We start from the raw sequence: 16,566 nt of genomic DNA on the forward strand, positions 1-16,566 counted from the left end.
GCCGCGCGGCGAGGCGGCGGGCCTCCCAGCGGGCGGCCTGCGCCGTGCGGTCCGGCAGGTCCGCGAGGACCGGCCCGCGCCAGAGCCCGAGCGCCTCGTCGAGCACCCGCGCCGCCCCCTCCGGGTCGCCGACGAGGCCGCGTACGCCCTCGCCCACCAGCCGGTCGAACCGGAACAGGTCCACGTCGTCGGGCTGGGCCACGAGCCGGTATCCGCCCTCCGCCGAGGCGATGGCCTCGTGCCCGAGCGCGCGGCGCAGCCGCCCGACGAGCGCCTGGAGCGCGGCGACCTCGTCGGCCGGTGGCTCGCCGTCCCAGACCTCCGCCACGAGCGCGCCGACCGGCACCGCCCGCCCCGCGCGCAGCGCGAGCGCGGTCAGCAGCGCCCGCAGCCGGGACCCGCCGACCGGGACGGGCGTCCCGTCGGCCGTGTGGACCTGCGTCGGTCCGATGACGGAGTAGCGCACGCCCCCATTCTCCCCGGCCGGAAACCCGGAGTTGGCGTGAGGTCGCCACACCGGGAACCGCGCGGGCCCCGCGGTACGTTCGACCGGCACCACGAACACCCGCCCGGACCCGAGGAGCGCCGCACATGCCCACGGCGACCACGCGCAGACACGAACGCCGGATCAGCCCGGTCTTCCTGGCGATCCTCGCCCTCATGGCCGTCGGCGGCTGGGCCGTGTGGACGGACTTCGCCGACTCCCCCGGCTTCGCGGTCTTCGTGTTCGTGTCGGCCGCGTGGATCGTCTCGCTCTGTCTGCACGAGTACGCGCACGCCCGCACCGCGCTGCACAGCGGCGACCTCACCGTCGGCGCGAAGGGCTATCTGACGCTGAACCCGCTCGCGTACACGCACGCGGTGCTCAGCATCATCCTGCCGCTGCTGTTCGTGATCATGGGCGGCATCGGTCTGCCCGGCGGCGCGGTGTTCATCGAGCGCGGCCGGATCCGGGGCCGCTGGAGACACAGCCTGATCGCAGCGGCGGGCCCGCTCACCAACGTGCTGTTCGCGGTCGCCTGCACGGCCCCGTTCTGGCTGGACGCGCTCGACGGCGTGCCGACCGCCTTCCGGTACGCGCTCGCGTTCCTCGCGATGCTCCAGATCACGGCGGCGCTGCTGAACCTGCTGCCGGTGCCGGGCCTGGACGGCTACGGCGTGGTCGAGCCCTGGCTCAGCGACGGCTTCCGGCGGAAGATCGAGCCCTACGCGCCGTACGGCTTCTTCGTGGTGATCGCGCTGCTGTTCGTCCCGGCGATCGGCGGGGCCTTCTTCGACGGGATCGACGCGCTGCTGCAGTCCCTCGGGGTGCACCCCTTCGACCGCTCCTGCGGCTGGGAGCTGTACCGCTTCTGGGACGGGAGCCCGTCGGTCTGCGGGGTCTCCTGACCCCGGGCCGCTGGCCGTTGAGCGGGGGCCGGGGGCCGGGGGCCGCCGTCAGGACTGCGACGCCTCGGTGATCTTCGCCCGGCGGATGTAGTACCAGGCCATGTTGGAGGACAGACCGGCCAGCAGCACCCAGATCACGCCGAGCCAGCTGCCCGAGACGAAGGAGACGACGGCCGCCGTCACCGCGAGGGCGCAGACGACGAGGGCGTACAGAGCGAGGCGGGGCATGGGGGTCGGCTCCTGTCCGGGTACGGCGTGCGGTACTGCCGGTCCAGTGTCCCCCATGCCCCGTTCCGGCCCGACATCGGCCGGAGGCCTCACAGGGGGTGTCGCTCAGACGTCGGTGACCCGCAGGCCGGCGTGCGCCTTGTAGCGGCGGTTGACCGAGATCAGGTTGGCGACGAGCGACTCGACCTGGTGGGCGTTGCGCAGCCGCCCGGCGAAGACGCCGCGCATGCCGGGGATGCGGCCGGCCAGCGCCTGCACGATGTCCGTGTCGGCGCGGGCCTCGCCGAGCACCATCACGTCCGTGTCGATCTCCTCGATCGAGGCGTCCTGGAGCAGCACGGCGGACAGGTGATGGAAGGCGGCGGTGACCCGCGACTCCGGCAGCAGGGCGGCGGCCTGCTCGGCGGCGCTGCCCTCCTCCGGCTTCAGCGCGTACGCGCCCTTCTTGTCGAAGCCGAGCGGGTTGACGCAGTCGACCACGAGCTTGCCGGCGAGCTCCTCGCGCAGCGACTCCAGGGTCTTGGCATGCCCGTCCCACGGCACGGCGACGATCACGATGTCGCTGCGCCGCGCGCACTCGGCGTTGTCCGCGCCCTCGATGCCGAGGCCGAGCTCGGCGGCGGCGGTCTCGGCCCGTTCGGCGGCGCGGGACCCGATGATCACCTTCTGCCCGGCGCGGGCGAGCCGGTAGGCGAGGCCCCGGCCCTGGTCGCCGGTGCCGCCGAGGACGCCGACGACGAGCCCGGAGACGTCCGGGAGGTCCCAGGGGTCCTTGGCGGGGGCCTTCTGCGCACTGTCAGTGGAAGTCATGGCCTCGACCCTACTGGCCGGTCGGCGGCGTCAGGAGGGCCGCGTCCGGTTCCCGTACGGGTGAGCCGGCCCGAACCGGCGGCGCACGGGGCGGGTGCGCGGCAGGATGCCGTGCCATGGATGCCGTACGCGTCGCATTGCTGCGTGAGGTGCTGGCCGGGACGGAGTGGCCGGCGGCGGCCCGCCGGTTCGCCGGGGCCCTGCGGTCCTCGGTGCTGCCGAACGGCGGCGGGCTGTTGCTGGTGGGCACGGTGGAGTACGAGCCGTGGCATCTGGCGGCGCACCTGGTGGACGAGGCGGCCTGGTCCGGCCGCCCGGAGCTGGCCCCGACGCTGGTGCGGCACCGGGTGCGGGCCGGCGACCCGGCGCATCTGGCGGTGGGCCTGGGCCGCCTGGAGTCCGCCGGGCGCGGCGCGACGCTGCTGATGGTCGCGCCCCGGCGGCCGGACGCGCCGCTCCTGGAGCGGGTGCACGACGCCCGCCGGGCGGGAGCGACGGTGCTGTCGCTGGAGGGCGGGGACGCGGAGGTGCGCGGTCTCGCGCACGAGACGCTGACGGTGGCGGAGGGCGCGGCGGAGGTGGACCTGGACACGGTGCAGCACCTGGTGAGCGCGGCAACCGGCGAGAACGGCCTCCCGACGGTGGCCCCCGGCGCCCGACGCGGCTTCCGCGACCGCCTGTCCCGCCTGGCGGACCAACTGACGGCCCCGCCACCGGCGCGTTGGTGAGGCCCCCGCCGCCATAAATCGGTTGCCTGGGCTGTGGGCGGCACGAACCATGACCCCTCGTGGCCGTCTCCTCCGTACTCCCCGACCTCTCTCCCTGGCGCTCGTCGCGCGACTTCCGGGTGCTCTGGGTCCAGGGGCTCATCACGTACTTCGGCAGCTTCATGGCGCTGGTCGCGCTGCCGCTCCAGATCAAGGAGCTGACCGGCTCGCCGCTGGCGGTGGGCGCGATGGGCGCGGTCGAGCTGGTTCCGCTGGTGGTCTTCGGGCTGTACGGCGGGGCGCTCGCGGACGCGGTGGACCGGCGCAAGGTCATCCTCGGCACGGAGGCGGGCCTCGGCCTGCTGGCCGTGCTGCTGCTGGTGAACGCCGTCGCGCCGGAGCCGGCGCTGTGGCCGCTGTACGTGGTGGCTGCGGGGGTGTCGGCGCTGGCGGGGCTGCAGCGGCCGGCCCTCGACTCGCTGATGGCCCGGATCGTGCCGCACGACCAGCAGACGGCCGCGGCCGCGCTGAACTCGCTGCGGTGGCAGATCGGCGCGATCGCGGGCCCGGCGCTGGCGGGTCTGGTGGTGGCGTACGCGGGTCATGCGACGGCGTACGGGGTCACGGTGGGCACCTTCGCGGTGTCCGTGCTGCTGTGCCTGCGGCTGGCGCCCGCGCCGGCGGCGCACGACGCGGAGAAGCCGTCGCTGCGGGGGATCGCGGAGGGGGCGCGGTACGCGTGGTCGCGGCCGGTGCTGCTGGGCACGTACGCGATCGACCTCGCGGCGATGTTCTTCGCCTTCCCGAACGCGGTGTTCCCGTTCCTCGCGGACGAACTGGACGCGGACTGGTCGCTGGGCCTGATGTACGCGGCGGGCTCGGTGGGCTCGCTGGTGGTGGGCCTGACGAGTGGCTGGACGTCCAAGGTGCGGCGGCACGGGCTGCTCGTGGTGGGCGGCGCGGCGGGGTGGGGGCTTGCGATCGCGGCGGCGGGGTGGTTCTCGAACGTGTGGCTGGTGCTGGTGTGCCTGGGGTTCGCCGGCGCGGGCGACATGCTGAGCGGCCTGGGCCGCTCGACGATCTGGAACCAGACGATCCCGGAGGAGCTCCGGGGCCGCCTGGCGGGCATCGAGGTCCTCTCGTACAGCGTCGGCCCCCAGCTGGGCCAGCTCCGCGCCGGCGCGATGGCGGGCTGGACGGGCACGCGCGCGTCCGTCTGGACGGGCGGCGTCGCGTGCGTCGCGTCGATCGCCCTGCTGACGGCGACGCTCCCGAAGCTCCTGACGTACGACGCGGACACGGACGAGGACGCGCTCCGCCGCAAGGCGGAAAGCCAGCCGACCCCCACGGCCTGACGCCGGCGAAATCTCCCCCACCCCTCCCCGAAACACTGCCGGGAGCACGGGGGCCGAGCCCCCTGTCCCCCGACCGGCAGCTCCGCGCCGCAGGGAGCGGCAAGGCGGGAGGCCCCGCCGGGGGCCTGGGGGCTCCACCCCCGAGCCCCCTTGCCCGAGGGCGGGGGCCTGCGGCCCGCCGCGGCCCTGCCCGGCGTCAGGCCCCCGCGTCGTCGTCCTTCGGGGCGTCGTGCCAGGCCGGGTCTGTCTCCCAGTCCTCGTTGCGTTGCTTGGCCGTTTCCATCGCGTGGGCGGCCTCCTCCCTCGTCGCGTACGGGCCGAAGCGGTTCTTCGCCGGGCACTCCGGGCCCTCTTCGACCTTTCTGTGCTCCAGGCAGTAGAACCACTCGCCCGGCTTGCCGACCGTGCGCCTCTTGAACAGGGCCATCTCCCGCTCCTTCATCCGTCGCTCTGACGCCATGCTGCCCCACCCCGCCTGGTTAGACTCGCTGCATGTCTGGCCAGTCGCTGCTCGTGCCCGGGGAGCTCTCCCCCCACCGCTCCGTCCCCGGAGCCATCCGCCGTCCCGAGTACGTCGGGAAGCCCGCCCCCACGCCGTACACCGGCCCCGAGGTGCAGGACTCCGACACGATCGAGCGGATGCGCATCGCCGGCCGCATCGCCGCGCAGGCGATGGAGGAGGCCGCGAAGCACATCGCCCCCGGCGTCACCACCGACGAGCTCGACCGCGTCGCCCACGAGTACATGTGCGACCACGGCGCGTACCCCTCCACCCTCGGCTACCGCGGCTTCCCGAAGTCCCTGTGCGCCTCGATCAACGAGGTCATCTGCCACGGCATCCCGGACTCCACCGTCCTGCGCGACGGCGACATCGTGAACCTCGACGTCACCGCGTACATCAACGGCGTCCACGGCGACAACAACGCCACCTACCTCTGCGGCGACGTCGACGAGGAGTCCCGGCTCCTCGTCGAGCGCACCCGCGAGTCCCTGAACCGGGCCATCAAGGCCGTCAAGCCCGGCCGGCAGGTCAACATCATCGGCCGGGTCATCGAGTCGTACGCCAAGCGTTTCGGCTACGGCGTCGTCCGGGACTTCACCGGTCACGGCATCAACTCGTCCTTCCACTCCGGTCTGATCGTCCCGCACTACGACTCGCCCCACCACACGACGATGATCCAGCCGGGCATGACCTTCACGATCGAGCCGATGCTGACCCTCGGCACCCACGAGTACGACATGTGGGACGACGGCTGGACCGTGGTCACCAAGGACCGGAAGCGGACCGCCCAGTTCGAGCACACGCTCGTCGTCACGGAGACCGGGGCCGAAATTCTCACGTTGCCGTAGCCCGTCGGCGGGGTAGCTTCGATACCGACAGGCCGTCGGGAACCAGTTGACTTAGGTAAGCCTAAGTAGCAGGATCGTACTGGTTCCCGCCGTCCCGCAACGATCGGTCCCGGAGGCCCGCCTTGACCACGCCCTTCTCCACGCTGATCCGCACCGCGTCGCACGAGCAGCACACCGAGGCGGAGTCGTCGAGCTTCATGACCGACCTCCTCGGCGGCCGCCTCGGCGTGGACGCCTACGCGCGCTACACCGAGCAGCTCTGGTTCGTGTACCGCGCGCTGGAGCAGGGCGCGGAGATCCTGCGCGCCGACCCCGTCGCGGGGCCGTTCATACAGCCGGAGCTGTTCCGCACCGCCGCCCTGGAGCAGGACCTCGCGCATCTGCGCGGGGCGGACTGGCGCGCCGGCCTCTCCCCCTTGCCGGCCACCTCCGCGTACGCCACCCGCGTCGCCGAGTGCGCCCGCGACTGGCCCGCGGGGTACGTGGCCCACCACTACACCCGCTACCTCGGCGACCTCTCCGGCGGCCAGATCATCCGGGACCGCGCCGAGCGCACCTGGGGCTTCGCCCGCAAGGGCGACGGCGTGCGGTTCTACGTCTTCGAGGACATCGCCAACCCGGCCGCGTTCAAGCGGGGTTACCGCGAGCTCCTGGACGGGGTGAACGCGGACGACCTGGAGAGGCAGCGGATCGTGGACGAGTGCAAGCGGGCTTTTGATTTCAACGGTGCGATGTTCCGCGAGCTGGCGAACGAGTTCCCGCTCAGCGCGTAGCCCAAGGGGCGGCGCCCGTACGCGACTCCTGCCGCGCCGCCCCCGGGAGCCTCGCCTAGGTCCGCGCCGCCCCCGGAGCCTCGCCTACGCCCGCGCCCCCGGCCGCCCCGCTCGCTCCACCAGCAGCCAGCCCGCCAGGGCCATCCCCACCGCCGCCGGGGCGCTGACGTGCACGGCTATCAGTAGCGCTGTGCGGCCCTCCAGCAGCCCGCCGAAGCCGACCATCGACAGGCCGAGGACGCCGAACAGCGCGAGCGTGATGCCGAGCGCCGCCGCCGGGCCGCCGGATCCCGTGGCGGGCGCGGCGGGCGCGGGGCGCTCGAAGCGGCGGAAGGCGGCGACGAGTGCGGCCGTGAGCAGCGCGGCCGCCGCGAACCGGACGGGGACCTGCGCCCACCACGCGGCCGTGGCGGGCGCGGGGAGCTCGACCCCGAGGGCGAGCATCGCCCCGTACACCCCCAGCATCGCCGTCAGGTGCCACAGGAACGCCGTCATGGCGATCCCGTTGGCGGCCACGACCTTGTGCCAGACGCCCGCCCGCGCGACGAGCCTGGTCCCCGGCCCCTTGAGGAGCTCGACCGCGCCGACCAGCCACAGCCCGTGACACAGCAGCGCCAGTGTCGGCGGGGCCATGTTGGAGACCTTCTCGCCGGGCATCCCGACCATCGACAGCGGGTACGGCCCGAGGGCCACGAGCAGGCCCGCGCCGGCGAGCCCGGCTGCGGCCAGGACGAGCGGGACCCGGATCATCCCGTCGGCGCGCAGGAAGCCGAGCTGGTGCACGGCCAGCCAGACGAACGCGAAGTTGAGGAACTCCACATAGGGCACGTCGGCCGCGAACCGGAGCACGTCCACCGCGGCCGCCGCGCCCACGAGCGCGCCGAACGCCCCCCAGCCGTACCGCTCGTGGAGCTTCAGGAGCGGTGGGGTGAACGCGACCATCGCCAGGTAGATCCCGACGAACCAGAGCGGCTGGGCCACCAGACGCAGCGCGACCCCGGCCAACCCACCGTCCTCGCCCAGGAGTTGGACGACAAGGGCGACGGCCCCCCACACCCCTGTGAACGCCATCGTCGGCCGCAGCAGCCGCTGCAGCCGGGCGCGCAGGAACGCCGCATACTGCGGACGGGAGCGGCGCGCGAGGGCGTGCGAGAAACCGCCGACGAAGAAGAACACCGGCATGACCTGCAGCGCCCAGGTCGCGATCTGGAGCTCCGGCACGACCGCCAGCAGGTTGCCGACCCGGCCGTCGGCCGTGACGGCGGCCATCAGCCAGTGCCCGAGCACCACGACGCCGAGCGAGGCGACCCGCAGCAGGTCGACGTACCGGTCCCGCGTCGCCGGTGTGGCGGCGGCGAGTTCACGCGCGCTGATTCCCATGCGGACACGGTGCCGCGCGGAGCCGACGTCCCGTCAGGGTGCGGATACTCACTCGCCGTCTGAGTACCGAGGGAGCGCCGGACCATGGGCATCTAATATCCCAAAACGCCCTAAAGGGTCTATCACCCACCTCAATGCACCTTGTCACTCATGTCGTCAATTAGCTGTCACTTTCCGGCAGTCCGACCCGCCCCCTCCCGTGACATCCACCACACCCCGGAACCATCGGCTCCGGTACCGCGTCCGCCACCGCCCTGCGCCGTAAGGAAGTTCGGGCCTTTCGGCCCGCGCGCGGAACTCCCCCGGTGAATTGATCGCGAATTTCGCGGCTTGTTTCCGGCCGCATTTCTCGCCTACGTTCGCGTCCACTCGGACGGATCGCTGAATCCCCCCACCCGTCCGAAAGGGCCGAGCACGACCCAGGTATTCGCCGGTCCGGAGAGGAACGACCATGACCGCATCCGGTAAGCACCGGCGCCCGAAGCGACGTCCCCTGCGCCGAGGCATCGCCCTGGCCGGCACCGGCGGTGCCGCGCTCGCACTGCCCTTGATCCCGACGGGCGCCCAGGCCGCGCCCCAGACGGCCGCCGCCACCTCCGCCGCCGCGACGACCGGCGCCGTGGAAAAGATCACGACGTCCATTCCCCTGGCCGCAGCGAATTCCGCAAAGAAGGCCTACACGGTCGTGCGCGGCGATTCCCTTTCCTTGATCGCGGAAGAGCAGCACGTATCCGGCGGCTGGAAGAGCCTGTATCGGGCCAACCGGAGCGTGGTGGGTGACAATCCGTCACTCATTCGTCCGGGAATGCGACTGACGCTGAGCAAGCCGACCGCCGCGCCCGCCAAGAAGAAGGCCTCGAAGCCCGCAGCGGCCTCCGAGCGCGCGAGCCGGTCGGCGCAGCGAGCGACCCCCGCCAAGACCTACGCGAACAACCTCGACGGCTGGATCCGGGAGTCGCTGGACGTCATGGCGAAGCGCGGGATTCCGGGGACGTACGACGGGATCCACCGCAACGTCATGCGCGAGTCCTCCGGCAACCCCCTGGCGATCAACAACTGGGACTCCAACGCCCTGGCCGGCACCCCCTCCAAGGGGCTGCTCCAGGTGATCGACCCGACCTTCCAGGCGTACCACGTGCCGGGCACGTCCATGGACCCGTACGACCCCGTCGCCAACATCACCGCCGCGTGCAACTACGCCGCGGCCCGGTACGGCTCCATCGACAACGTCTTCGGGGCGTACTGACACGTCGGGCATCGGCGTCCCCGGCTGGGGCTCAGACCGTGAAGGTCCGCTCCAGCCGCACCCGGCCGCCCAGCTCGATCAGGCCGTCCGGGCCGGGGGCCGTCAGGATCTGCGATCCCCGGCCCTGGGTGATGTTCAGCGCCCGGCCCAGCTCGGCGGTGAGCAGCAGCGCCGCCGCGCCCGTCGCCTCGTCCTCGTCGATGCCGTCACCGCGCCCGGGGAACCCCCGGGCGCGGACCCGGCCCGCCGCCTCGTCCTCCCACGCCCAGGCATAGATCCACTCACCCGGCTCGGGCACCTCCAGCGCGTCGACCTCGTCCGCCGAGCCGTACCGCCGCAGGGTGCGCGGCGGCGCCCACTCCGCGCGGGCCTCGATCCAGGTGAACTCGCCGTCCCCGCGCACCCACACCTCGCCCGCCGGCGGGCGGACGACCTCCAGGTCGAGCAGCCAGGCCGCGCCGACCAGCGGGTACCCGGCGAACGGCAGTCGCACTCCGGGCGTGTAGATGTCAACGCTCCCGCGCTCCGGGTCGTCGACGAACACCGTCTCGCTGAAGCCGAGTTCCTTGGCCAGCGCCTGCCGGGACGCCTCGTCGGGGTAGCTGCGCCCGTCGCGTACGACGCCGAGCGCGTTGCCGTACCGGCCGTCGCCCGCGCAGAAGACACGCAGGACGTCGATGTCGGTCGAACGGCTAGTCACGGTCGTGTTCATGGCGGAATTCAAGCATCAGCGCGTCCCATTCCGCCGGTCCACCGGGAATCGGCCACGCCGCCGTGGCTTTCTCGTCGTACGGCAGGGCCGTCGCCGCCTGTGCGAGCGCCTGCACCGCCCAGCGGCGGTGCGGTTCCTTGGCCGGGTCGTCGCCGAAGCTCGCCATGAGCTGTTCGTGCCGGGCGACGACCTGGTCCAGCACGTCGCGCCGCGTCTCCTCGTCCGCGCCGCGCGTCAGCACCAGCGACTCCGGCTCCTGATCCTCCGCCAGCGCCGCCACGGCCCGGTCGTGGCCGTCGAGGATCGCCCAGCCGTCGAACGCGGACACCCACCAGAGCAGTACGGGCGGCAGGACGCCCTCTCGGGCCTGGCGGCGGTACGCCTTGACGCGCGGCGCGTCGTCGGCGGAGAGCGGGCGCAGCGGGACGACGCCGTTCCAGCCCTGGTTCCAGTCGAGGTGCGCCTCGGGCCAGGTGCGCAGGAGTTCGTGACGCCAGGATCCGTGCGGGAGCCTGGGCCGGTCGGCGAGCAGCCAGCGGCCGTCGTGCAGCGGGCCCCCGCCCCCCGCGCCGAGCAGACCCGCGTACGCGTGCAACCGGTTCGCCCCGTCCCGTGCCTCGTCCGCGCGGAGCGGCGGGAGGGATGAGCGGTAGCCGGTACGGGACCGCAGCCGCACGCCCCCGCGGTCCGCGTCGACCCGGGCGAGCAGCAGCGCCCGGCCGTCCTGGCGCAGCAGCATCCGCCGGCCGTCGGTCATCTCCATGCGCAGCGACGGCGGTTCGGCCCGCCCGGTGACGGTAAGGGCGAGCGCTCCGGGCAGGTCCTCTCGCGAGATGCGCATGATCGCTTACGCTACCGCGCCCCAAAAGGGGCAAAACAGTCTGCTTGACCGACACTTGACCCTCCCGTGGCTCCGCCGTGAGAAGCCCGTGACCGCGCCGTGTCTGGCCCTTCGGACTGAGAGCTGAATCACTGGACGGGTGGGTATGACCGAGGTAAGCCTGGGCTAAGTTAGGTCCGCCTCACCACCCCCCGGCCGTCCCCAGCACCCCGCCCCACTCCCCAGGAGCCCTTATGCGAGCCGTCCGTCTGTCCGTCGTCACCGCCGCCGCGACCGCGGCAGCCCTGACCGCCGTCACGGGCTGCGCCGAGAAGAGCGACTCCAAGGGCGGCGGCCACGACGCCGTCACCGTCGTCGCCAAGGACGACGCCTGTGAGGTCTCGACCAGGGAGTTCCCGGCCGGCCACGTCGAGCTGAACGTCGAGAACAAGGGCGCCAAGGTCACCGAGGTCTACATCCTCTTCCCGGACGACCGGATCGTGACCGAGCGCGAGAACATCGGCCCCGGCACCAAGGCGAAGATCACCGCCGAGATCAAGGCCGGCGACTACGAGATCGCCTGCAAGCCCGGCATGAAGGGCGACGGCATCCGCCAGAAGGTCACGGTCACGGGCGGCGGCGCGGTCGCGAAGCGCTCCCCGGAGATGGACGCGGCCGTCGCCGCGTACCGCCAGTACGTGCAGGCCCAGGCCGACGAGACGCTGCCCAAGGTGAAGGTCTTCACCGACGCCGTCCGCGCCGGGAACATCGAGGCCGCGAAGGCCGCGTACGCCGACTCCCGCATCGGCTGGGAGCGCACCGAGCCGGTCGCCGAGTCCTTCGGCGACATCGACCCGAAGGTCGACGTCCGCGAGGACGGCCTGGAGGCGGGTCAGGACCCGGCGAAGGACTGGACCGGCTGGCACCGCCTGGAGAAGGCGCTGTGGCAGGACAAGAAGCTCGGCGAGCCGGAGAAGAAGCTCGCCGACACCCTCGACAAGGACCTCGCCGACTGGGTGAAGCGGGTCGGCAAGGCCGAGATCACCCCGACCTCGATGGCCAACGGCGCCAAGGAGCTCCTCGACGAGGTCGCCTCCGGCAAGGTCACCGGTGAGGAGGAGCGTTACTCCCACACCGACCTGGTCGACTTCAAGGCGAACGTCGAGGGCGCCCAGAAGTCCTTCGAGCTGCTGAAGCCCGTCGCGTCGAAGAACGACCCGAAGCTGGTCGCCGAACTGGACAAGCAGTTCGCCGCGCTGAACACGCTGCTCGACAAGTACCGCGCCGACAAGAACACGTACGTCTTCACCTCGTACGAGAAGGTCGGCAAGGAGCAGCGCAAGGAGCTCTCCGACGGCGTCAACGCGCTGGGCGAGCCCCTGTCCAAGCTTGCCGCGGCCGTTGTGAAGTAGGGGGAGACACCACGATGTCCGACATGACTTCCGAGAACACGACGTCCAACACCCCTGACGAGAACGTGAGCGAGAACGAGGCCCGCGGCTCCGCCGCCCCCTCGCGCCGCAGCGTCATCGGCTGGGGCGGCGCCGGGCTCGCGCTCGGCGCCGCCGCGGCCGGCGGCGCAGCCGTCGCCCTGAACGGCCGCGGGGACGCCACCGAGAACGTCGCCGACATGGGCGGCGCGGTCGCCTTCCACGGTCCGCACCAGGCCGGCATAGCCACCGCCGTCCAGGACCGGCTGCACTTCGCCTCCTTCGACGTGAAGACGAAGGACCGGGCCGAGCTGATCCAGCTTCTGAAGGACTGGACCCGGGCCGCCGAGCGGATGACGCTCGGTCAGGAGGTCGGCGAGGGCGCGTACGGCGGCCTCCCGGAGGCCCCGCCGGACGACACGGGCGAGGCCCTGGGCCTCAAGCCGTCCCGGCTGACCCTCACCATCGGCTTCGGCCCCTCGCTCTTCGACGACCGGTTCGGCCTGAAGGACCGCCGTCCCGAGGCGCTCGTCGACCTGCCGAAGTTCCCCGGCGACAACCTCGACAAGGCCCGCAGCGGCGGCGACCTGTGCATCCAGGCCTGCGCGGACGACCCGCAGGTCGCCGTGCACGCCATCCGCAACCTGGCCCGGATCGGCTTCGGCAAGGTCGCGGTGCGCTGGTCGCAGCTCGGCTTCGGCAAGACGTCCTCCACGACCCCGGACGCCCAGACCCCGCGCAACCTGTTCGGCTTCAAGGACGGCACCCGCAACATCGCGGGCACCGACACCGCGCGGCTCGACAAGCACGTATGGGTCTCCGGCAAGGCTGCCGAGGGCCCGGCGGCCTGGATGGCCGGCGGCTCGTACCTGGTCGCCCGCCGGATCCGGATGAACGTCGAGATCTGGGACCGCACTCCGCTGGGGGACCAGGAGGACATCTTCGGCCGCGACAAGAAGGAAGGCGCTCCGGTCGGCAAGGCCAAGGAGCACGACGAGCCGTTCCTGCCGGCGATGAAGCCGGAGGCGCACGTCCGGCTCGCGCACCCGGACTCCAACCACGGGGCGACGATCCTGCGCCGCGGCTACTCCTTCACGGACGGCACGGACGGTCTCGGCCGTCTGGAGACGGGCCTGTTCTTCCTCGCGTACCAGCGCGACGTCCGCAAGGGGTTCATCCCGGTGCAGACCTCGCTGGCCCGTGCGGACGTCCTCAACGAGTACATCCAGCACGTGGGTTCGGGCATGTTCGCCGTCCCGCCGGGCGTCCGCGACAAGGACGACTGGTGGGGCCGGGCGCTGTTCTCCTGACCCCCGCATCTCGAAGGAGGGGACCGACGTGTTCGGGAACTATCTGATCGGCCTGCGCGAGGGCCTGGAAGCCAGCCTGGTCGTCTGCATCCTCATCGCGTACCTGGTGAAGACGGACCGCCGTGACGCGCTGAAGCCGATCTGGATCGGCATCGGCGTGGCGGTCGGCGTGGCGCTGGCCTTCGGCGCCGGTCTCGAATTCGGCTCGCAGGAGCTGACCTTCGAGGCGCAGGAGGCACTCGGCGGCTCGCTGTCGATCCTCGCGGTGGGCCTGGTGACCTGGATGGTCTTCTGGATGCGGCGCACCGCGCGGCACTTGAAGTCCGAGCTGCACGGCAGGCTGGACGCCGCGCTGCAGATGGGCACCGGCGCGCTGGTCGCCACCGCGTTCCTGGCCGTGGGCCGGGAGGGTCTGGAGACCGCGCTGTTCGTCTGGGCGTCCGTACGGGCCTCGTCGGACGGCACGTACGCGCCACTGACCGGGGTGCTGCTCGGTCTGCTGACGGCGGTGCTCCTGGGCTGGCTGTTCTACCGGGGCGCGCTGAAGATCAACCTGGCGAAGTTCTTCACCTGGACCGGCGGCATGCTGGTCGTGGTCGCCGCGGGCGTCCTCGCGTACGGCATGCACGACCTCCAGGAGGCCCGCTTCGTCGGCGGCCTGGAGAACAAGGCGTTCGACATCTCGGCGACGATCCCGCCGGACAGCTGGTACGGCACCCTGCTCAAGGGCGTCTTCAATTTCCAGCCCGATCCGACGGTGCTTCAGGTCACGGTGTGGGCGCTGTATCTGATCCCGACGCTCGCGCTGTTCCTGGCCCCGGTAGGGTTCGGACGTCCGGTGCGGGTGGAGGAGCAGAAGGCAACCGATGAGAAGGCTGAGGCCGGCGACGGCGGTCGTGGCGACGACGGTGCTGGCGCTGACGGCGAGCGGGTGCGTGACGGTGCACGGCGAGCTGGAGCTCGTTCCGGCGGTGACGAAGTCTGAGGCCGAGCAGGCCCTGAAGGACTTCACCGACGCGTACAACAAGGCCGACAAGGCCTATGACCCGGCCCTGGACGCGGGCCGGGTCACCGGCCCGCTGGGCGCGATCAACCAGGCGGGCCTGAAGGCGCGCTCGATCACGAGCCCTGGCGGCAACCCGCGGCACAAGCCGCTGGAGCTGACGGACGCGAAGTTCGTGATCCCGCGGAAGGCCGGCTGGCCGCGCTGGTTCGTCGCGGACACCGACGCGAACCGGGACCGCGCCGGAGCCAAGACCGACGACCGCTGGCTGCTCGTCTTCGTCCGCAACGGCGCCGAACAGCTGTGGGAGGTCGCGCACCTGGCGATCCTCACCCCGGACGAGGTCCCCGCCTTCAAGCAGAAGGACGGGTACGCGGTGCCGGTCGCCGCGAACGCCCCGACGCTGGCGGTCGCGCCGAACGACCTGGGCGCCCAGTACATCTCGTACCTGAAGTCCGGCGCACCGCAGACGTTCGCGCCCGGCGCGCACACCACGCTCTGGCGGCAGTCGCGGGAGCGGAACGCCAAGCGGCTCGGCATGGCCACGCAGTACGTCGACCAGACCATGGACGACGGCGACAACGCGCCGCTGGGCCTGGAGACCGAGGACGGCGGGGCGCTGGTGTTCTTCGGCATCCGGTACTTCGAGCGGCAGACGGCGGCGCAGGGCTACCGGCCGAAGGTCGACCCGGACGTGAAGGCGCTGATGACCGGCGAGGTGAAGGACACCGTCACCAAGGAGTGGGTCTCCAGCCAGGCGGCCCTGGTGAAACCGGCGGCCGCGGCCACGGCGAAGGACGCGGTGACGATAGCGGGACGCCTGCAGGGCGTGACGGGCGCGAAGGGCTCGTAGGGACTACGGGGAAAGGGGCGGCGCGAGCCGCCCCTTCTCGCTGCTCAGCGACGTTCGCCGTTCAGTGGTTCTCGCTGCTCAGTGGCTGAGCGGCCAGGCCGGCGCGTGGTGGTCGGCGTCCTCGGCCGCGCGCTCGTCGGCGTACCGGGCGCAGGCGTCGGTGAGGGCTTCGAGCAGGGTCAGCGGGTCGGGCAGGGCGTGCTCGGGGCCGCGTACCCACTCCACCGTCCGGTCGTCGCCGGGCAGTCGGGCCGGCGGGACGAGGACGTAGCTGCCCCGGCAGTGCCAACGCAGGCCCGGGTGCTCGTCCATGGTCTCCGGGTGGCAGTCCAGCTCGCAGGGCCACCACTCGTCCTCGTCCTCGGGGGTGCCCCGGGTCGCGGTGAAGAACAGCATCCGGCGCTCGTCGGCGGACAGCTCCTCCTCCGCCACCGCCGCGCCGGACTCGGCTACCGGGCCGACGTCGACGCCCTCGGCGAGCAGCCGCTCCAACGCGGCGCGACCGGCGTCCAACGGAACGTCGAGGACGTCGTGGACCATGCCGGTCGCGGTGATGAAGTTGGCCTCGGGCTGGCCCTGGGCCCAGCGCTCGATCTGCGCGCGGTCCGTCGTCGACTGGGTCTGCCAGGCGAAGGAGACGGGATGGCGGGCGGGCGTGGGGCAGCCGATGCGTTCGCAGGAACAGCGGTAGCCGACGGGGTACGCGGCGGGGGCGAGCGGCAGTCCGGCGGCGGCGGTGGCGCGGAGCAGGTTCACACGGCGGTCGGCGTCGTCCGCGGCGGTCCGCCGGGGGCGCCGGCGCAGCCACTGCGCGAGTTTGCTCTCCGTGCCGCGGTAGCGGCCGATGCCGTCGCCCATCTATCCCCTCACACCTGTGCTCATGTCGAAGCTGCTGCCATGGTCCCACCATCCTGCGCCCCGGGTGACCGAAGTCCCCGACCGGGGTACGGATCGCCCGTGACGAACGCGACGCCGTCGGGCCCGCTGGGCTCGCTCATCGCCCTGGCCCTGGCCTGCCAGGCCCTCGTACTGCCGCCGCTGGACTGGGGTACGGGGCCCCGGCAGCCGTCCGTGCGCGGGGTCGAGGGGGCCGTGCGGGGGCCGGTCCGGGGCTCCGCCCGGGTGACCATCGACACACTTCCGGAGCCGTCCCGCCGGGTGGTCTGGACGGCGCACCGCGGCGGCGCGCTGGAGGCCCCG

The 16,566-nt window shown here is 72.4% G+C and carries 18 protein-coding genes and 1 pseudogene; 11 read left to right on the top strand and 8 right to left on the bottom strand.

What is annotated here, in order from left to right; genetic code table 11:
• The coding region (locus tag VIU94_RS42780; RefSeq protein ID WP_331920795.1) for an AfsR/SARP family transcriptional regulator at positions 1-466 on the bottom strand (466 nt) is incomplete at its 3' end.
• 125 nt (positions 467-591) lie between these two features.
• On the opposite strand from VIU94_RS42780, the gene VIU94_RS42785 reads away from it, so the two are divergent.
• A complete protein-coding gene (locus tag VIU94_RS42785) occupies positions 592-1,389 on the top strand; it encodes a site-2 protease family protein (protein WP_331920797.1) in 798 nt (265 codons plus the stop codon).
• A gap of 48 nt (positions 1,390-1,437) precedes the next feature.
• Here the strand turns inward: VIU94_RS42785 and VIU94_RS42790 are convergent, their stop codons facing one another.
• On the bottom strand, positions 1,438-1,674 hold the full coding sequence (locus VIU94_RS42790; protein WP_331920799.1) for a hypothetical protein: 237 nt from the start codon (positions 1,672-1,674) through the stop codon (positions 1,438-1,440).
• Between the two features lie 48 nt (positions 1,675-1,722).
• Positions 1,723-2,427, bottom strand: coding sequence for an NADPH-dependent F420 reductase (gene npdG, locus VIU94_RS42795; RefSeq protein WP_331920801.1), 705 nt, complete (start codon positions 2,425-2,427; stop codon positions 1,723-1,725).
• Positions 2,428-2,543: 116 nt separating this feature from the next.
• Between npdG and VIU94_RS42800 the strand changes: the two genes are divergently transcribed.
• Positions 2,544-3,155: a hypothetical protein gene (locus tag VIU94_RS42800; RefSeq protein ID WP_331920803.1), complete on the top strand. Its 612-nt coding sequence runs from the start codon at positions 2,544-2,546 to the stop codon at positions 3,153-3,155.
• 59 nt (positions 3,156-3,214) lie between these two features.
• Positions 3,215-4,489 carry an MFS transporter gene (locus VIU94_RS42805; protein ID WP_331920805.1) on the top strand — a complete coding sequence of 425 codons (1,275 nt, stop codon included), beginning with the start codon at positions 3,215-3,217 and terminating at the stop codon, positions 4,487-4,489.
• A 196-nt stretch (positions 4,490-4,685) separates the two neighbouring features.
• On the opposite strand, the gene VIU94_RS42810 is transcribed toward VIU94_RS42805, so the two are convergent.
• Positions 4,686-4,916 (bottom strand): hypothetical protein, encoded by a 231-nt coding sequence (locus VIU94_RS42810; RefSeq protein WP_331920807.1) that lies wholly within the window; start codon positions 4,914-4,916, stop codon positions 4,686-4,688.
• Positions 4,917-4,981: 65 nt separating this feature from the next.
• On the opposite strand from VIU94_RS42810, the gene map reads away from it, so the two are divergent.
• Positions 4,982-5,839, top strand: coding sequence for a type I methionyl aminopeptidase (gene map / locus VIU94_RS42815; RefSeq protein ID WP_331920809.1), 858 nt, complete (start codon positions 4,982-4,984; stop codon positions 5,837-5,839).
• 122 nt (positions 5,840-5,961) lie between these two features.
• The gene (locus VIU94_RS42820) at positions 5,962-6,612 is read left to right on the top strand and encodes a biliverdin-producing heme oxygenase (RefSeq protein WP_331920811.1); all 651 of its coding nucleotides are present in this window, start codon (positions 5,962-5,964) and stop codon (positions 6,610-6,612) included.
• 84 nt (positions 6,613-6,696) lie between these two features.
• On the opposite strand, the gene VIU94_RS42825 is transcribed toward VIU94_RS42820, so the two are convergent.
• Positions 6,697-7,992 (bottom strand): acyltransferase family protein, encoded by a 1,296-nt coding sequence (locus tag VIU94_RS42825; RefSeq protein ID WP_331920813.1) that lies wholly within the window; start codon positions 7,990-7,992, stop codon positions 6,697-6,699.
• Positions 7,993-8,443: 451 nt separating this feature from the next.
• Here VIU94_RS42825 and VIU94_RS42830 point away from each other — a divergent pair, with 451 nt between their 5' ends.
• Positions 8,444-9,238: a LysM peptidoglycan-binding domain-containing protein gene (locus VIU94_RS42830; protein ID WP_331920815.1), complete on the top strand. Its 795-nt coding sequence runs from the start codon at positions 8,444-8,446 to the stop codon at positions 9,236-9,238.
• Positions 9,239-9,269: 31 nt separating this feature from the next.
• Here the strand turns inward: VIU94_RS42830 and VIU94_RS42835 are convergent, their stop codons facing one another.
• Together VIU94_RS42835 and VIU94_RS42840 are read right to left on the bottom strand one after the other, a co-directional pair.
• Entirely contained in the window at positions 9,270-9,950 is a 681-nt protein-coding gene (locus tag VIU94_RS42835) for a PhzF family phenazine biosynthesis protein (RefSeq protein ID WP_331920817.1), read from the bottom strand.
• Entirely contained in the window at positions 9,931-10,791 is an 861-nt protein-coding gene (locus VIU94_RS42840; protein WP_331920819.1) for a hypothetical protein, read from the bottom strand. The genes VIU94_RS42835 and VIU94_RS42840 overlap by 20 nt, the downstream gene beginning before the upstream one ends.
• A 233-nt stretch (positions 10,792-11,024) precedes the next feature.
• Between VIU94_RS42840 and efeO the strand changes: the two genes are divergently transcribed.
• The 4 genes from efeO to VIU94_RS42860 are packed head-to-tail and all read left to right on the top strand — an operon-like array spanning position 11,025 to position 15,366.
• Positions 11,025-12,182, top strand: coding sequence for an iron uptake system protein EfeO (efeO, locus tag VIU94_RS42845; protein ID WP_331920821.1), 1,158 nt, complete (start codon positions 11,025-11,027; stop codon positions 12,180-12,182).
• Positions 12,183-12,205: 23 nt separating this feature from the next.
• Positions 12,206-13,510: an iron uptake transporter deferrochelatase/peroxidase subunit gene (efeB, locus tag VIU94_RS42850; protein WP_331920823.1), complete on the top strand. Its 1,305-nt coding sequence runs from the start codon at positions 12,206-12,208 to the stop codon at positions 13,508-13,510.
• Between the two features lie 28 nt (positions 13,511-13,538).
• The gene (efeU, locus tag VIU94_RS42855) at positions 13,539-14,495 is read left to right on the top strand and encodes an iron uptake transporter permease EfeU (RefSeq protein WP_331920825.1); all 957 of its coding nucleotides are present in this window, start codon (positions 13,539-13,541) and stop codon (positions 14,493-14,495) included.
• Positions 14,377-15,366 carry an SCO2278 family lipoprotein gene (locus VIU94_RS42860; RefSeq protein WP_414721109.1) on the top strand — a complete coding sequence of 330 codons (990 nt, stop codon included), beginning with the start codon at positions 14,377-14,379 and terminating at the stop codon, positions 15,364-15,366. Before efeU ends, VIU94_RS42860 begins: the two co-directional genes overlap by 119 nt.
• 78 nt (positions 15,367-15,444) lie before the next feature.
• Here the strand turns inward: VIU94_RS42860 and VIU94_RS42865 are convergent, their stop codons facing one another.
• Entirely contained in the window at positions 15,445-16,224 is a 780-nt protein-coding gene (locus tag VIU94_RS42865) for a bifunctional DNA primase/polymerase (protein WP_331920827.1), read from the bottom strand.
• 99 nt (positions 16,225-16,323) lie between these two features.
• On the opposite strand from VIU94_RS42865, the pseudogene VIU94_RS42870 reads away from it, so the two are divergent.
• Positions 16,324-16,566: pseudogene (locus VIU94_RS42870) on the top strand (hypothetical protein); the annotation flags it as partial.

Origin of the sequence: Streptomyces sp., assembly GCF_036566765.1 — a bacterium.
GTDB lineage: Bacteria > Actinomycetota > Actinomycetes > Streptomycetales > Streptomycetaceae > Streptomyces.

Coding starts and splice junctions, on each gene's coding strand:
- VIU94_RS42840 (WP_331920819.1), bottom strand. CDS start 10,791: ATGCGCATCTCGCGAGAGGACCTGCCCGGAGCGCTCGCCCTTACCGTC.
- VIU94_RS42830 (WP_331920815.1), top strand. CDS start 8,444: ATGACCGCATCCGGTAAGCACCGGCGCCCGAAGCGACGTCCCCTGCGC.
- VIU94_RS42825 (WP_331920813.1), bottom strand. CDS start 7,992: ATGGGAATCAGCGCGCGTGAACTCGCCGCCGCCACACCGGCGACGCGG.
- efeB (WP_331920823.1), top strand. CDS start 12,206: ATGACTTCCGAGAACACGACGTCCAACACCCCTGACGAGAACGTGAGC.
- VIU94_RS42865 (WP_331920827.1), bottom strand. CDS start 16,224: ATGGGCGACGGCATCGGCCGCTACCGCGGCACGGAGAGCAAACTCGCG.
- VIU94_RS42790 (WP_331920799.1), bottom strand. CDS start 1,674: ATGGGGGACACTGGACCGGCAGTACCGCACGCCGTACCCGGACAGGAG.
- VIU94_RS42810 (WP_331920807.1), bottom strand. CDS start 4,916: ATGGCCCTGTTCAAGAGGCGCACGGTCGGCAAGCCGGGCGAGTGGTTC.
- VIU94_RS42785 (WP_331920797.1), top strand. CDS start 592: ATGCCCACGGCGACCACGCGCAGACACGAACGCCGGATCAGCCCGGTC.
- efeO (WP_331920821.1), top strand. CDS start 11,025: ATGCGAGCCGTCCGTCTGTCCGTCGTCACCGCCGCCGCGACCGCGGCA.
- map (WP_331920809.1), top strand. CDS start 4,982: ATGTCTGGCCAGTCGCTGCTCGTGCCCGGGGAGCTCTCCCCCCACCGC.
- npdG (WP_331920801.1), bottom strand. CDS start 2,427: ATGACTTCCACTGACAGTGCGCAGAAGGCCCCCGCCAAGGACCCCTGG.
- VIU94_RS42835 (WP_331920817.1), bottom strand. CDS start 9,950: ATGAACACGACCGTGACTAGCCGTTCGACCGACATCGACGTCCTGCGT.
- VIU94_RS42800 (WP_331920803.1), top strand. CDS start 2,544: ATGGATGCCGTACGCGTCGCATTGCTGCGTGAGGTGCTGGCCGGGACG.
- VIU94_RS42860 (WP_414721109.1), top strand. CDS start 14,377: ATGAGAAGGCTGAGGCCGGCGACGGCGGTCGTGGCGACGACGGTGCTG.